Source organism: Variovorax sp. 10N420 (assembly GCF_056394705.1).
Window position 1 is genome coordinate 94,648 of record NZ_JBFTIJ010000003.1, and the last position, 14,543, is coordinate 109,190.

A 14,543-nucleotide genomic window follows, 5' to 3' on the forward strand; every position below is an offset into this window, starting at 1 on the left:
CTGGCGGCGATTGTGACCCAGTGATTGACGCGGGGATTGATGCAGGGATCGACCCTAAGATTTACCCGGCACCGGCCCCATCACCAGATCGGGCAACGCAGTGGAGATGCCTGGGAAGACACAGATCAGGAACACCGCCACGAACATCAGCAGCACGAAGGGCAGGACGCCCCAGATAATCTCCGACAGCGCAATGTCCGGCGCGATGTTCTTGATCACGAAGATGTTGAGCCCGACCGGTGGATGAATCAATCCGGCTTCCATCACGATCGTCATCAGGATGCCGAACCAGATGAGATCGAACCCCGCAGCCTTCAAAGGCGGCAGGAAGATTGGCGCCGTCATCAGGATGATGCTCACGGGCGGCAGGAAGAACCCCAGCACGATCACCAGCACCAGGATCGCCGCGAGCAGCAGCCACTTCGACAAGTGAAGCGCGACGATCCAGCTCGCCATCGACTGGCTGATGTGCAGGTAGCTCATCACGTATGAAAAAAGCAGCGACATGCCGATGATGAACATCAACATGGTCGACTCCTTGATCGTGGCCGCGAGGATCGGCGCAAGATCCCTGATGCGCCACACGCCATAGATCACCGCGATGAGCAGCAGCGCCAGAAGCCCGCCAAGGCCGGCGGTTTCGGAGGGCGTGGCAAAGCCGCCGTACAGCGCCACCATCACGCCGATGAGCAGCACCACGAACGGCACCACGCGCGGCAGCATCTCGAACTTCTGCCGCAGGCTGAAGTGCTCGTCGTCGAGCAACGCCGATGTGCTGCCGTCGCGCTCGAATGCACGCCTGGCGCGGCCATACTCCTTCCGGTAGTTGAGCATCGCGTAGCCCGCGAAGAGCGCCACCAGCAGCACGCCCGGCCCGATGCCCGCCAAAAATAGGCGCCCCAGTGATTGCTCGGCCGCAACCGCGTAAAGAATCATCGTGATCGACGGCGGCAGCAGGATTCCGAGCGTGCCTCCGGCCGCGATGATGCCGGCCGCAAAGCCCGGCGAGTAGCCTCGCTTGCGCATCTCCGGAATGCCGGCACTTCCGATGGCCGAACAGGTCGCCGGGCTCGATCCGGCCATGGCGGCAAAGAGCGCGCAGGCGAATACGTTGGCGATGCCCAGGCCGCCGGGCACCTTGTGCATCCACACGTGCATCGCCGCGTACAGATCCTGTCCCGCTCGTGAACGGCCGATGGCCGCCCCTTTCAGAATGAAAAGCGGAATCGACAACAGCGTGATGCTCGACATCTCCTCATAGACGTTCTGCGTCACCGTATCAAGCGACGATCCCGGCATGAAGAAGGCCATGAACAGCACGGCAACCGCGCCGAGGGCAAACGCGATCGGCGTTCCCGAAAACATCAGCAACAGCGTCGCGACGCCGAACAGGAGCCCCAGCGCGAGCATCGACATCAATGCACCTCCGCGCCGCTGACGGTCCGGTTCACAAGCCGGTTGATGCTGGCGCAAAGCTGCACCAGCAGTTGCACCGTGAGCAGGCTCATGCCGAGAGACATCAGCCCGTAGGGAATCCACAAGGGCGGCGCCCAAGAAGACGATGACGTCATGCCATCGACCCATGCCTCGTGCAACAGGGTCCACGATTTCCACGCGAAGAAGCCGCAAAAGGCCAGGCTGACGAAATCGATCACCACCATTCGCACGCGATTCGCGGCCGCCGACAACTGGGAGCTGATGGCCTCGATCCCGATATGCCCACGAATCGACTGCACGAACGCGCCGCACATGAACGTCATGCCGACCAGGCAGAACACCGCGGCCTCGTCCTGCCAGTCGGTGGACGCTTTCATGAAGTAGCGCGACACCACGCTGTAGGTAAGCACCACCGAAGCGGCCAGGAGCGCAAGCATGCCCAGGGCCATCGCGATGCGATTGACCGCTTGCAGTGCGCGCGCCAGCGGCAGCAGCACGCGCGGCGTGGCCGGATCGATCGGTATGCCGAGCCCGAGTGGCGCAGGCTGCAGCGCGCCGCTCACAGAAGCTTCTGCGCGGCCGTCAGCAACGCCTTGCAAGACGCGTTGCGCTCGCCGTAGTCCTTCCAGGCAGTCTCGCGTGCGATGACCTGCCACTTCTTCATCGTCGCATCGTCGATGTCGAAGACCTTCGCGCCAGCCTTGGCATAGACCTCGGCGGCGAGCTTGTCGTCGGCGCGTGCCGAGTCGATGGCGAACTTCTCCTGCTCGGCACCAGCGGCCATGATGATGTCCTGCTGCGGTTTCGGCAGCTTGGCAAAGACATCCTTGGACATCATGAGCGGCTCGAACATGAACCAATAGGCCCTGTTGCGGCCGCTCGTCAAGTTCTTCGCGATCTCCTCGAGCTTGAAAGAGATGAAGCTGGTCGACGAAGTCATCGCGGCATCCATCGCGCCCGTTTGCATCGCGGCGTAGATCTCGTTGGATGGCAGCGTGATCACCGAAGCGCCTGCCGCCTTGAGCATCATGTCCATCTCGCGGCTGCCGCCACGCACCTTCTGGCCCTTGGCATCCTCAGGCGCCACCAGCGGAGCGGTGCGGCTCGCGACGCCGCCGGCCTGCCAGATCCAGCTCAGCACGATCACGCCTTTGTCGTCGAGCATTTTCGAGAGCAGCTTGCCGACTTCGGCGGTCTTCCATGCCGCGCCGACTTCATAGCTCGGGACAAGTGCGGGCATCAGGCCGATGTTGGTTTCGGGCACTTCGCCGCCGGCATACGACAACGGGACCAGCCCGATGTCGAGCGCGCCCTTTCGGAGCGCGGAAAACTGAGAGTTGGTCTTCATCAGCGAAGAGCCGGGGTAGATCTCCGCCTTCAGCGCGCCATTGCTGCGCTTTTCGATGTCAGCGGCGAAGCGACGGCACAGCCGATCACGGAAGTCGCCCTCGGTCAGCGTCCCACCGGGAAACTGATGCGAGATCTTGAGAGTGCTCGACTGCGCACCGGCGCGGCCAGTTATCGCCAAAAGTGACACCGCTGCCGCGGTGGACAGGACGTCGCGTCGTTTGAAGTTCATAGCGTGTGTCTCCAGTTGCCGTCTTTGCGCGGCGCCAGACATACACCTTATTGGCGATGGCGCAGCGGCGCCCTTGGTGTTATCCATGACATTCCGCCGCCCAGACGCGCCGTGGTCGACCGGGCACCCGTCACTTCACCGCGTTCGGCTCCAGCACGAAATCGAACTTCAACGTATGGAAAGGCGTTGCCTGAGCGGTCCCATCCGGCGCGGCGCCCGCGGGATGCGACACGAAATCGCCGATGAGCGAGCTGCGCACCCCAAAGACCGCGTCGCTGTCGAGATAGTCGTCGCCGTCCCTGAACACATGCGTGATGAGGGTTTCGTAGCCCGGCGCCTGGATCATGAAGTGAACGTGGGCCGGCCGCCACGGATGCCGCTTGGTGGCGCGCAGCATGTCGCCCACCGGGCCGTCCGTCGGGATCGGGTACGCCACCGGCATGACGCCGCGGAACCACAGCAATCCCTTGTCGTCCGTGCGGAACACGGCGCGTCCCTGCGGAACGTCCAATCCGGCGCGCTGAACGTCGTAGAAGCCTTCCGCATCCGCCTCCCAGACGTCCACCTGGGCATTGGCGACCGGCTCTCCGTCTCGGCCACACACCGTGGCGTTCACGAACAGGGGCTCACCTTTGGCGCCGCCAGAGATGTCGGCGCCGAGTTCAAGGTGAGGGGCGCCGTGTACATGGAAAGGGCCGAACACCGTCGCCTCGGTCGCCTGCGCGCTCTTCGCATGGTTGAGCGCCACCGTGAGCATCGACAGCCCCAGCGTGTCCGACAGCAGAATGAACTCCTGCCGCTTGTCGCTGCACTTCTGCCCGGTCGCCGTCAGGAACTCGATGCCGGCTGCCCACTCGGCTTCCGTCAGGCGCACTTCGCGCGCGAAGTCATGCATATGGCGCACCAACGCCGACATGATCTCCTTCAGCCGTGCGTCCGGGGTGCCGGCGATGCGTTCGAGCACCGCGGCGGTGATGGTGTTTTCATTGATGTTTCGCATGGGGATGGAACTCCAGGTCAGAGGAACGGGCCAACGATTCGACGCGCTTCGCCCCGATGCGGTCGAGCACCACGAGGCGCCGCTGGGTGGGGAACAGCGACCAGCCCCAGCGCTGCTGCGCGAAGCCCCACAGTCCCTGTTTGAAGAAGATGGTGACGACGATCGCGAGAAGGCCGAGGCCCAGCAAATACCAGGTCCCGTAGTCGCTCAGGAATTTGTTGAGCGCCCAGAAAATCACGGCACCCACGAGGGGCCCCTCGATGCGGCCGATCCCGCCGATCACGACCATGAAAATCGCGAAGGCAGTCCAGTTCACGCTGAAGGCGGCATCAGGGCTGATGCGCAGGTTGCCGACGAAATAGAGCGCGCCCGCCAGTCCGGCGCCGAAGGCAGCGACCACGTATACCGCGAGCTTCATGCGCGCCACCGGAATGCCCTGCGATTCCGCCGCCACCTCGTTGTCGCGGATGGCGAGCAAGGCAAGGCCGCGTTTGCTCCGCAGAAACAGATAGACCAGCGCGATCGCTGCCACCACGCACGCCAACGCCATCCAGTACGTGACACTCTCGCGCGTCGCCTTCTCGATGCCGCGCAGCGCCGTCAGCGTCGTGCCCGACCCACCACCCACCGCTGAAACGTTCGCGAAGCTGAGCCGGAACACTTCGGCGATGACCCAGGTGCCGATGGCAAAGTAGCCGCCCGACAGCCGAAACGCGACAAACGAAACCGGCACTGCGATCAACCCCGCGGCGATCGCGCCCAGCGGAATCGCGATGAAGGGGTTGAGCCCCGCGAAGTTGCCCAGCATCAGCATCACGTAGCCGCCGAAGCCGAAGAACGCTTGCTGCCCGATGCTCACCATGCCTCCGTATCCCGCGAGCAGGTTCCACATCATCGCGAAGATGAAGTAGCAGGCGATCTCGACGAATTCGCGCATCCAGCTCGACTCGCCCCACAGCGGCAGGCTTGCGGCCAGCACCACAAGCGCCACCGCTGCCCAAAGCGCAGAGCGGCTGACGGCCGTGCTGCGAACCACGTTGAAATTGTTGGTCATGACAGGTTCCATGGCGTCCGTACTCAGCCGCGCGTCTTCGGAAAGAGCCCTTGAGGCCGCAACACCAGCACCAGCAGAAACACCAGATGGCCCATCCAGATGCCCCAGCCTGGATCCAGCCTGAAGCCGATCTGCTGCGTAATGCCCAAGATCATCGCGCCCGCGAGCGTGCCCCAGAACGAGCCCATGCCGCCGATGATCACCGCCTCGAAGGCAAAGAGCAGCAGCAGTGGTCCATCCGATGGCGACACTGTGGTCCGCATGCCTTGCAGAGCGCCAGCGATGGCGATCAGCACGAAAGCGATGGCCGTGGCCAGCGCATAGACCTTCTTTGCGTTCAGGCCCATCAGCTCGGCGATTTCCCTGTCGTCCGACACGGCGCGAAAGGAGCGACCGAGCGAGGTATTGGCGAAGAGCCATTGGAGCGCCCCCGTCGCAACCAGCGCGACCGCGAGTACGATCAGCGGCAGGACGCCGACCGACAGCGACTCACCCAGTTGCAAGCCCTGCGTGCTGAGTCCTCCGGTCTCGATCGAGCGCGGATCGGCCGAGAACAACTCGAGCAGCAGGTTCTGGATCACGATCGACAAGCCGAAGGTCACCACCAGCGAGGGCAATGGGTCCTTGCCCAGCGTGCCGTTGAGCACATAGCGCTGCAAGGCATAGCCGAAGCCGAAGGCAATCGGCAGCACCGCCAGCGAGATCAGCAGCGGAGCGTCGCCGAAAAGCGTGACGCCGCCGATGACGGCGAATGCGCCGAGGATGATGAAGTCCCCCTGCGCGGTATTCGTAAGGCGCATGACGCCGAACATCAACGACTGCCCCAGCGCAAACAAGGTATAGAGGCCGCCGAGCAGCACGCCCTGGACAATGGTTTCAAGCACGGGATGTCTCCTCGCTCACATGCCGAAGTAGGCCTGCGAAATCTGCTCGCGCGTGATCGAATCCGAGCGGCCCTGGAGCGACACGCGACCCTCCTGCAGGCAATAGATGCGTTGGGACACGCGCTGCGCCATCGTCACGTCCTGCTCGACGATCACCACGGTCATGCCCTCTCGCGTGATGGCGGGCATCGCAGCGTAGATCTCGCGAATCACGATAGGTGCCAAGCCCAGCGACAGCTCGTCGCACAACAGCACCTCCGGATTGCTCATCAGCGCGCGGCCGAGCGCCACCATCTGCTGCTGGCCGCCCGAGAGTGCCGTGCCCGGGTTATGGCGCTTCTCCGCCAGGATCGGAAACAGCGTGTAGAGACGCTGCAGGTTCCATGGCCCCTTGCGGCCCGTGAGGCCGCCGATTTGCAGGTTCTCCTCGACGCTCAGGCTGGGAAAAAGACGCCTGCCTTCCGGAACCATGGCCAACCCGCGCTTCACGACGTCGCCCGGTGGCAAGCCGCCGATTGCTTCGCCCTTGAATTGCACCGCCTCACGCGGCGCACGCACGAGCCCCGTCAGGCACTTGAGCAAAGTCGACTTCCCTGCGCCGTTCGATCCGATGATCGCCACCAGTTCGCCTTGCGAAAGCGTGAAGTCGACGCCGAACAGCGCCTGGGCATCGCCGTAGAAGGCCTTGAGACCGTGGGCTGCGAGCAGTGCGGTCATGGCTTCATGCCTCCATCCCCATGTACACGCGCCGAACCTCTGGGTCGTTCATCACCGCGCGCGGCTCACCCTCCGCCAGCTTCTGCCCGAAGTTGATGACGAAGAGCCGGTCGGCCAACGACAGAAGCGCGTGCACCACGTGCTCGATCCAGATCATGGTCACGCCGCGCGCCTTGATCTGCTGCAGTTCCTCGACGAGTTGCTTCGCCTCGGGTTCGGTGAGCCCGCCCGCAATCTCATCGAGCAGCAGCAGCTTTGGCCGCGTGGCCAACGCACGCGCGAGTTCGAGGCGCTTGCGGTCGAGCAGCATGAGCCCGCCCGCGGGCTTGTTCGCGTGCGGCATCAGACCCGTCTGCGCCAATACTTCATGCGCCGTCTGCCAGGCATCCTGCTCGCGCTCCTGCGCGCCGAAGCAGGCTGCGGTCACGAGGTTCTCGAACACGCTCATGTTGCCGAAGGGCTGCGGCACCTGATAGCTCCGGCCGATGCCCGCATGGCAACGCTGGTGCGGCTTGAGCGTGGTCACGTCGTGCCCTTCATACTCGACACGCCCGGCATCCACACGAACATCACCCGAGATCAGGTTGAACAGCGTCGTCTTGCCTGCACCGTTTGGCCCAAGGATGCCAAGCGTCTCGCCTTCGGTCACGGAGAGCGTGATGTCGTCCGTCACCTTGAGCGCGCCATACGACTTGCTGACGGCATGAAGGGCAAGCAGGGTCATGGCTTTTTCATGCCGGCATGGGGCGCAGGGTTCCGCCGACGGGGATGTTCGGCGCACCTTCGTTGCTCACGATGGTGAGCTCGTGCTTGTACTTCGTGCCTTTGCCCCACTGGCCGAGCACCAGTGGCGTCTTGCTGACGTTCTTGAACGGACCTTGGCCGCCCCACTTCACCGGGCCGATCACGGTCGTGAGCGTCGTCGCCGCGACAGCGTCGCGCACGTCCGATGCCTTGTCCGACTTGGCCCGTTTGAGGGCATCGGCAGCGACCTCGAACAGCGCATGCGCGAACCCGACGGGCTGCGTCCACTGCTTCTTCGTGCCGGCCTCGTAGGCATCGGCCAGCGCCTTGGCGCTCTGCTTGGTGAGGCTCGACGTGAAGGGATGAGAAGGGCTCCACCACACCTCCGTCGACAGGCCGTCGCCCAGATCGCCAAGCGCGTCGATGGCGCCCGGGAAAAGCAGCGCCTTGCCCAAGGTGATGATCTTCGGACGAAATCCCTGCTGCCTCGCCTGCGTGAGGAAAGTCTTTGCATCGGGCGGGATCACCACGCCCGTGACGATCTCCACATTGCCACCCTTGAAGGCCGCGATCTGCGCACTGAAGTCCTGCGTGCCATTCTGGAAGCGGCCCGGATCGATGAGCGTGAAGCCCATCTGCGACAGCGGCTTCGGAAAACCGAGTTCCTTGTCGCCCCATGCATTGCCGTCGCCATCGTTCGGAAACAGCCCGCCCACCTTCTTGTTGGTCTGCAGCGATTTCCAGCCGGTGGTGTAGTTGGCGATGACGTCCTCCAGGCCCCAGAAGAGGTGATAAGTCCAGTTGAAGCCCTTGGCCGGGTCGCCCTTGCGTCCAAAGAACCAGGGCTGCCAAGGTACGACCGTCGAAATGCAGGGCAGCTCGTTGAGTTCGCAGGCATCGCTGACCGGATTCGCAGTCTCCGGCGTTCCGGCGGTGAGCACCAGCGCGACCTTGTCCTTGAGGATCAGGTCGTTCGCGACCTCGCCCGCGCGATTGGGGTTGGACTGGCTGTCCTTCAGCACGATCTGCACCGCGTACTTCCTGCCGCCAACGCTGATGCCGTCCTTGAAGGCCGTCTTCATCTGGTCGATGACCCACTTGTCCGCCTCACCGAAGGGTGCGAGCGGACCCGTCTGCGGCGACACATAGCCGATCTTGATCGTGTCGGCGGCAAACACCAACGGCGCTGTGCCGCCGGCTGCCAAGGCGGCCGCGGCCTGGGTGAACTGTCTGCGATTCAATGACATGGTTGTCTCCTTCTTTTCGGTTTTCGTTCTCTACCTGCACAAATCGCTGGGTGATCGCTCGCTTGCTCAGCCCGGCGGGTCGCCGTCGAAGGCGCGCTGCAGCAGCGCACGGATCTCATCGCGCTGCGCCGGGCCGAAGGGCCTGGGATTCCAGTAGGGATTGCCCACCGCGAGGTCGGCCGCGCGGTCGAGGTCTTCGGCGCGCATGCCGATGTCCTTGAGGGCTACCGGCGCGCCGTTGTCGCGGGCCAGCGCCTGCAGTCCCAGCGGCGCCGATGTCGAACCGAGGGCCTGCGCAATGCGTTCCATGGCACGTGGAGCGGCCTCGGCATTGAACGCAATGGCATGCGGCAGCACCACGGTGTGCACTTCCGCATGCGGCAGGTTGAAGCTGCCGCCGAGCGTATGACAGAGCTTGTGATGCAACGCCATACCGACGCTGCCGAGGACGCTGCCGCAGAGCCAGGCACCGCAGAGCGCATCGGCGCGCGCTCCGATGTCCTGGGGCGCCCGACGGATGACCGGCAACGATCGCGCGATCGCAGCAATGCCTTCCTGCGCCATCAGGTCCATGACGGGATTGCTGTCCTGCGCATAGAGCCCTTCGGCGGCATGCGCAACGGCATTGATGCCGCTGGTGACGCTGAGCCCCACGGGCAGCGTGCGCGAAAGCTCCGGGTCATAGATGACCGTGCGCGGCAGCACGCGGGGATCCTTGCCCGTCTTCTTGAGCCCCGCCTCCGTCAGTCCGTAGATCGGCGTCATTTCGCTGCCGGCATAGGTGGTCGGGATCGCGACGATCGGCAATCCCGAATCCAGCGCGATGGCTTTGCCAAGCCCGGTGGTCGAGCCCCCGCCGATGGCGACCGCGCAGTCGGCGTCGAGCCGCAATGCAAGCTCACGCGCTTCCCGTGCAGTTTCGATCGGCACATGCATCACCGCGCGGTCGAAGATGCCCGCAGCCTGCGACCCGAGCATTTCCGCCACAAGCTCAGCCTGGCCGCGCTGCTCGGGCGTCGACAGCACGAGCGCCCGTCGCGCGCCCAGCGTGTCTATCTCGCGCGCGAGATGCTGCAGCGAGCCCGCGCCGAAGACGACGCGCTGCGGATGGCTGGTGTAGATGAAGTCGCGCATGGCAGTCAGCGTGCGAAGTGAGGAGGAATCTGCGCGTCGATGTTCACCCACACGCTCTTGACCTGCGTGTATTCGCGCATCGCATCGAATCCCATCTCCCGGCCGTAGCCGCTCTGGCCCACACCGCCGAAAGGTGAACCGGGGTTCACGCGCTTGTAGCTATTGATCCAGACCATGCCGGCATGCAGGTCGCGCGCCACCCGATGCGCTCGCTGCAGGTTGCTGGTCCACAAGCCACTGCCCAGGCCGTAGTCGGTGCCGTTGGCGATCTCCATCGCCTCTTCGTCGGACTTGAAGGTGAGCACCGTGACGAAAGGACCGAAGACCTCTTCCTGCGCCACACGCTCGCGGTAGGACTTCGCTCGCACCACTGTCGGCTCGACGAAGCAGCCGCCCGCCAGCTCGCCGCCCGGTGAACGGCCGCCGGAAAGAACCTCGCCGCCCTCGCCTTTCGCAACATCGACATAGCTCAGGACGCGCTCCTGATGCTGGGCGCTCGTGAGCGGACCCATCTCGGTTTCTTCGTCCAGCGGGTTGCCCAGACGGATCGACTGCGCAAGCGGAATGAACTTGTCGAGAAACGCATCGGCGATCTTCTCGTGCAACATCAGCCGCGAACCTGCGATGCAGGCCTGCCCCTGGTTGTGAAAGATGGCCCACGCACTGCCATTGATCGCAGCCGGCAGAAAGGCATCCTCGAACACGATGTTCGGTCCCTTGCCGCCCAGTTCGAGCTGGACCTTCTTCAGGTTGCCCGCGCTCGCCTGAACAACGCGCCGTCCGGTGGCGGTGCTGCCCGTGAACGCGATCTTCGCGATGTCTGGATGCTCGGCGATGTACTGCCCAACGACGTGTCCCAGTCCCGGAACCATGTTGACCACGCCATCGGGCATCCCGGCTTCCGCCATCAGCTCGACGATCTTCAACGAGCTCAGCGGCGTGATCTCCGCCGGCTTCATCACGATGCAATTGCCGGCCGCAAGTGCGGGCCCCATCTTCCAGCTCGTGAACATGAGCGGGAAATTCCACGGAACGACCTGACCGACGATGCCCACCGGCTCACGCAGCGTGTAGTTCAGAAAGCCCGCCTCGACCGGAATCGTCTCGCCCTGGAACTTGTCCGCCATGCCCCCGAAGTACCGGAAGCAGGCAGCCGTGCGCGGCACGTCGAGCCGCCGCGAATCGCGCACCGGATGCCCGGTATCCAGCGATTCGAGCCGCGCCAGTTCCTCCGTATTGGCCTCGATCAGATCCGCGAGCTTGAGCAATATCCGCCCCCGATCCGCCGCCGCCATGCGGCTCCACAGCGGAAAAGCCCGCTTCGCCGCAGCCACAGCCTTGTCCACGTCGGCCTTCCCGGCGAGCGCGACGTCAGCAATCGTCGAGTTGTCGAAAGGGTTCAGCGTTGCCAAGGTCTCGCCGGACTCTGCGTCAACGAACCGCCCGTCGATGAAAAGCTGGTGCCGAATGGGTGTCTTCAGCCCCGCCGCCCTTTGAATGTCTGCGAGAGTCATGGCTTCCTGCCGTAAAGTTTTGATCATTGAGTCTTGTCGGCCAACCATGGATAGCGGGCGGTGTCCTTGCCGGCATAGTCGGGGTCGAGATAGATGAAGCAACGCTGAATGAGCCAATCGCGGACCTCAAACACATCGCACCAGCGGCCTGCGCCCCATTCAGGTACACCCGCCCGCCAAGGTCCGTCAGCGTGCTCCCCGAAGCTTGTGCCCTCGCAGGCGAAGGTGTCGGTGCCCGTGAAGATCCAGTTGAAGCCCGCGTAGTCATGCCGGATGGACTTTCCACGGCTGCCGACCTCGCCGAACAGTTGGCCGATCTGCGCCTTGCCATTTGCGAGGCCCCACTTCGGAAAGTAGACCTGTGCGTCTTCCGCAAACAGGTCGAGGATCGAGCCGCCGGTGGAAGTGACCCCGCCGTTGTCGTATGCCTTCAGGTATTCGAGGGCGACCGACTTGCGTTGCTCGTCGGTCATCGTCTGACGTGTGAGTGCCATGGTGGGTCTCCTTCTTTCACTTCGACGTCCGCTTGCGACTAGAACTGGACGGGGATTTCGGGGCTCTCGCCCTGCTGGATCTCGTACACCAGACTGGGCGACCCGTTCTCCCAGACCAGCAGCATCGAGCGCTTCGGGCTGAAGCCCTGATGCCTGCAGTAGGCGGGCATGGCCGCCATGTCGCCGGCCTTCATGATCACGCGCGCCATCGGCTTGCCCGTGTTCTTGTCGCCGCAGTCCCAGTGGATTTCGTCCGTCATCTGGAAGAACCACTCGACGCGGTCATTGCCATGGATGATCGGCAGGATGTGCTCCTCCGTCGTCGGGCACATGAAGCTGTGCTTCACGACTGAAGTGAAGCTCGGGTTCCACGTCACCTGCGAACGGCTGAGGAAGCCGAAGAGGTTGAAGGCATGCACTTCGTTCTCGAAGCCCGGCTCAGGATGCAACTCTGGCTGGGCTTGCGGAACATCTGCGAAAGCGCGGTTGATGGGCGCACCCCGCTCGTCGCTGCGCAGATCGAGATCGCCTTTGAGGCCGACGCAGCGCTTGGCCAGTTCGCGCGCTCGGGTGATCTTGGCGGTGTTGTTGCCGTTCTTGCGACCGTAGGGTGAGCCGGTTTCCTGCGGTGCCGAGAACGGATCGAAGCTCTCGTTGGTCCAGTCGTCGAGCATGGCTTCGAAGGTCGCGCGGATCTGGGCGGTCGGGAAGTTCTCCAGCAAGTCGATACCGGCTTCCTTCATCGTGCCGTTGAAGCTGCCGGCATACAGGTCCACCGACTGATAGTGGTTGACCGTGCCGACCACATCGTCGAAGTTGACCCATCCATAAAAGAATCCCCAGGCGACGTCGCGCATGAGCGCGCGCAGGTAATTGCCGATGTCCATCGTGTGGCTCATGGGCCGGCCGTCGCGGGTCTTCCAGGTGACGTGGGCGAAATACTCGTCGCGGCGGAAGCCGAAACTCCCAAGCGAGAAATCCTTGTAGCCAAGCGTGGCGTCGGGTTGCGACGCGATGACGTTGGCGAGTTCAGCGGGTGCGTTCATGGAGGTGCTCCTTTTGAATCAATGCTGGCGGGTGTGGCTCAGTGGGTCTGGCAGATGTCTGCCCACTTTTCGACGGAGAGGTCGCCCTTGCACGTTTGCAGGACGATCACTCCCGGATCGCCTGCGACGCGAAATTGATAGGCGGTGTTCTTCGGCAATAGCCCCTGATGGCCCCGCGTGAGCTTCATCCAGCCCATCTTCTGGCCTTTGGGCTCGCCCTTCACGAGCACTGCGCCGTTCTTGTTTTCGTCCGGGACGGTCTGGCTCGCGTCCAGCTTGACCAGATGCACCTCCACCTCACCATCCATCACCAGCGCGAACTCGTCATGCGCGCTCGTGTACCAGGGCGACGTACCTTCGGCGCGAAGCGCCTCCAGCACGTAGATCTGGTTCTGGCCGAAAACGACCTTCTCGTACGGCTTGCTCTTGTTCGCGATATCGAAGCAGTTCGACATCGCGTAGTGCCGGACGTCATCGTCGATCGGCTCGACATGGCCCTTCTCGAAATGCTTCAGCGACCCGAAGCGGGTCTGGTAGGCAGTGGTCATGGGTTGTCTCCTGAGTGGAAGGGGCAGCGTTTCTGCTGCGGTGAACGCACTGTAGGAAACAGGGACCGTCTGCGGTAGGCATCAAAACCGGGCCGCATTGTTCGCCGATTCCGGTCAATCGGCAGGGTTTACCCGATCGGACGAGTCTTCGACGCGGGCTGCATGGCCAAGCGGTTTACACGTCGGCGATCAAGTCCGCGGGCAGGAGCCCGCGTTCAACCATGGCAGCGTCCCATGGCGGCACCCGTGTGAAAGCCGCCGTGATGTGCTCGATGAACAACTTGAGCTTGAAGGCATTGCGCGAAGTCCCCGCATAAACCGCGCTCAGGGAGAACGACGACAGCTGGTGCTCAGCAAGAACGACCCGCAGGTCGCCGCGGAGGATCGCATCTCCGGCCACCAGCGTCGGCAGGCAGACGATCCCGGCGTGCTCCATGGCGTATTCGCGCAGCAGATGCACGCTGTTCGTCAGCAATGCCGCGCTCATGTAGAGCGTGATCTGTTCGCCTTCATGGTGAAACGTCCAGCGGTCGCGCGTCGGATAGCCCGAATACAGCCCCAGCGTGTGCTTGTGCAGATCGCGCGGACTCTCCGGCGTGCCGTGCATGCGCAGGTATTCCGGCGTGGCGCAGAACACGCGCCTCACCGGAAAGAGCGGCCGCGACACCAGTTCGGTCGAAGCGGCCGGAAAGATCTGCAGCGCGCAATCGACGCCTGCCTTGACTGGATCGACGACCGCGTCGCTGACGATCAGCTCGAGGTGAATATCCGGAAAGCTCACCTGGAACGCCCGCAGCAAGGTCGCGAAATGACCGAGCACGAACCCCGTCAGCGCATGAATTCGCAGCGTGCCCGTCGGCCCGACCCGCGCGCCGCGCATCTGGTCCATGATGTCGTTGGCGCGGCCGACAAGCTCCGTGCAGTCGCGCAAGAAAGCCTGCCCCACGTCGCTGAGCCTCACGACGCGCGTGCTGCGATGAAAGAGCGGCGCGCCAACGTGATCCTCGAGCTGCTTGACGCGGCTCGTCACCACCGACTTCGCGACGCGCATCTGCCGTGCGGCCTCCGCGAAGCTCTGGGTCTGCGCAACGCGGACGAAGGTCTCGATGTTTTCCAGGCGATCCATGGCTTGGCAATGTAGCGGT

Annotated in this window: 15 protein-coding genes; all 15 read right to left on the bottom strand. The window is 63.6% G+C overall.

What is annotated here, in order from left to right; translation table 11 throughout:
* Positions 1-54: 54 nt before the first annotated feature.
* Positions 55-1,416 (bottom strand): TRAP transporter large permease, encoded by a 1,362-nt coding sequence (locus AC1DEK_RS08525; protein WP_478124793.1) that lies wholly within the window; start codon positions 1,414-1,416, stop codon positions 55-57.
* The gene (locus tag AC1DEK_RS08530) at positions 1,416-2,000 is read right to left on the bottom strand and encodes a TRAP transporter small permease (RefSeq protein ID WP_478124794.1); all 585 of its coding nucleotides are present in this window, start codon (positions 1,998-2,000) and stop codon (positions 1,416-1,418) included. The genes AC1DEK_RS08525 and AC1DEK_RS08530 overlap by 1 nt, the downstream gene beginning before the upstream one ends.
* On the bottom strand, positions 1,997-3,016 hold the full coding sequence (gene dctP / locus AC1DEK_RS08535; RefSeq protein ID WP_478124795.1) for a TRAP transporter substrate-binding protein DctP: 1,020 nt from the start codon (positions 3,014-3,016) through the stop codon (positions 1,997-1,999). Before dctP ends, AC1DEK_RS08530 begins: the two co-directional genes overlap by 4 nt.
* A gap of 130 nt (positions 3,017-3,146) precedes the next feature.
* Complete coding sequence (locus tag AC1DEK_RS08540) at positions 3,147-4,016, bottom strand: intradiol ring-cleavage dioxygenase (protein ID WP_478124796.1); 870 nt, start codon at positions 4,014-4,016, stop codon at positions 3,147-3,149.
* A complete protein-coding gene (locus AC1DEK_RS08545; protein ID WP_478124797.1) occupies positions 4,000-5,070 on the bottom strand; it encodes a branched-chain amino acid ABC transporter permease in 1,071 nt (356 codons plus the stop codon). The genes AC1DEK_RS08540 and AC1DEK_RS08545 overlap by 17 nt, the downstream gene beginning before the upstream one ends.
* 23 nt (positions 5,071-5,093) lie before the next feature.
* On the bottom strand, positions 5,094-5,954 hold the full coding sequence (locus AC1DEK_RS08550; RefSeq protein ID WP_478124798.1) for a branched-chain amino acid ABC transporter permease: 861 nt from the start codon (positions 5,952-5,954) through the stop codon (positions 5,094-5,096).
* Positions 5,955-5,969: 15 nt separating this feature from the next.
* Positions 5,970-6,671, bottom strand: coding sequence for an ABC transporter ATP-binding protein (locus AC1DEK_RS08555; protein WP_478124799.1), 702 nt, complete (start codon positions 6,669-6,671; stop codon positions 5,970-5,972).
* Positions 6,672-6,675: 4 nt separating this feature from the next.
* A complete protein-coding gene (locus AC1DEK_RS08560; RefSeq protein ID WP_478124800.1) occupies positions 6,676-7,395 on the bottom strand; it encodes an ABC transporter ATP-binding protein in 720 nt (239 codons plus the stop codon).
* 7 nt (positions 7,396-7,402) lie between these two features.
* Positions 7,403-8,662: an ABC transporter substrate-binding protein gene (locus AC1DEK_RS08565; RefSeq protein WP_478124801.1), complete on the bottom strand. Its 1,260-nt coding sequence runs from the start codon at positions 8,660-8,662 to the stop codon at positions 7,403-7,405.
* 66 nt (positions 8,663-8,728) lie between these two features.
* Positions 8,729-9,796, bottom strand: a complete 1,068-nt coding sequence (locus AC1DEK_RS08570) for a maleylacetate reductase (protein WP_478124802.1) — start codon at positions 9,794-9,796, stop codon at positions 8,729-8,731.
* A gap of 5 nt (positions 9,797-9,801) precedes the next feature.
* Entirely contained in the window at positions 9,802-11,265 is a 1,464-nt protein-coding gene (locus AC1DEK_RS08575; RefSeq protein WP_478125274.1) for an aldehyde dehydrogenase family protein, read from the bottom strand.
* Between the two features lie 68 nt (positions 11,266-11,333).
* The gene (locus tag AC1DEK_RS08580) at positions 11,334-11,804 is read right to left on the bottom strand and encodes a nuclear transport factor 2 family protein (RefSeq protein WP_478124803.1); all 471 of its coding nucleotides are present in this window, start codon (positions 11,802-11,804) and stop codon (positions 11,334-11,336) included.
* A 38-nt stretch (positions 11,805-11,842) separates the two neighbouring features.
* Entirely contained in the window at positions 11,843-12,850 is a 1,008-nt protein-coding gene (locus AC1DEK_RS08585; RefSeq protein ID WP_478124804.1) for a hydroxyquinol 1,2-dioxygenase, read from the bottom strand.
* A gap of 38 nt (positions 12,851-12,888) precedes the next feature.
* A complete protein-coding gene (locus AC1DEK_RS08590) occupies positions 12,889-13,398 on the bottom strand; it encodes a cupin domain-containing protein (protein ID WP_478124805.1) in 510 nt (169 codons plus the stop codon).
* A 175-nt stretch (positions 13,399-13,573) separates the two neighbouring features.
* Complete coding sequence (locus AC1DEK_RS08595) at positions 13,574-14,524, bottom strand: LysR family transcriptional regulator (protein WP_478124806.1); 951 nt, start codon at positions 14,522-14,524, stop codon at positions 13,574-13,576.
* Positions 14,525-14,543: the final 19 nt, after the last annotated feature.

Excerpts from the sequence above, each read along its gene's own strand:
- AC1DEK_RS08525 (WP_478124793.1), bottom strand. The coding sequence starts at position 1,416 with ATGTCGATGCTCGCGCTGGGGCTCCTGTTCGGCGTCGCGACGCTGTTG.
- dctP (WP_478124795.1), bottom strand. The coding sequence starts at position 3,016 with ATGAACTTCAAACGACGCGACGTCCTGTCCACCGCGGCAGCGGTGTCA.
- AC1DEK_RS08540 (WP_478124796.1), bottom strand. The coding sequence starts at position 4,016 with ATGCGAAACATCAATGAAAACACCATCACCGCCGCGGTGCTCGAACGC.
- AC1DEK_RS08545 (WP_478124797.1), bottom strand. The coding sequence starts at position 5,070 with ATGACCAACAATTTCAACGTGGTTCGCAGCACGGCCGTCAGCCGCTCT.
- AC1DEK_RS08555 (WP_478124799.1), bottom strand. The coding sequence starts at position 6,671 with ATGACCGCACTGCTCGCAGCCCACGGTCTCAAGGCCTTCTACGGCGAT.
- AC1DEK_RS08560 (WP_478124800.1), bottom strand. The coding sequence starts at position 7,395 with ATGACCCTGCTTGCCCTTCATGCCGTCAGCAAGTCGTATGGCGCGCTC.
- AC1DEK_RS08565 (WP_478124801.1), bottom strand. The coding sequence starts at position 8,662 with ATGTCATTGAATCGCAGACAGTTCACCCAGGCCGCGGCCGCCTTGGCA.
- AC1DEK_RS08570 (WP_478124802.1), bottom strand. The coding sequence starts at position 9,796 with ATGCGCGACTTCATCTACACCAGCCATCCGCAGCGCGTCGTCTTCGGC.
- AC1DEK_RS08580 (WP_478124803.1), bottom strand. The coding sequence starts at position 11,804 with ATGGCACTCACACGTCAGACGATGACCGACGAGCAACGCAAGTCGGTC.
- AC1DEK_RS08585 (WP_478124804.1), bottom strand. The coding sequence starts at position 12,850 with ATGAACGCACCCGCTGAACTCGCCAACGTCATCGCGTCGCAACCCGAC.
- AC1DEK_RS08590 (WP_478124805.1), bottom strand. The coding sequence starts at position 13,398 with ATGACCACTGCCTACCAGACCCGCTTCGGGTCGCTGAAGCATTTCGAG.
- AC1DEK_RS08595 (WP_478124806.1), bottom strand. The coding sequence starts at position 14,524 with ATGGATCGCCTGGAAAACATCGAGACCTTCGTCCGCGTTGCGCAGACC.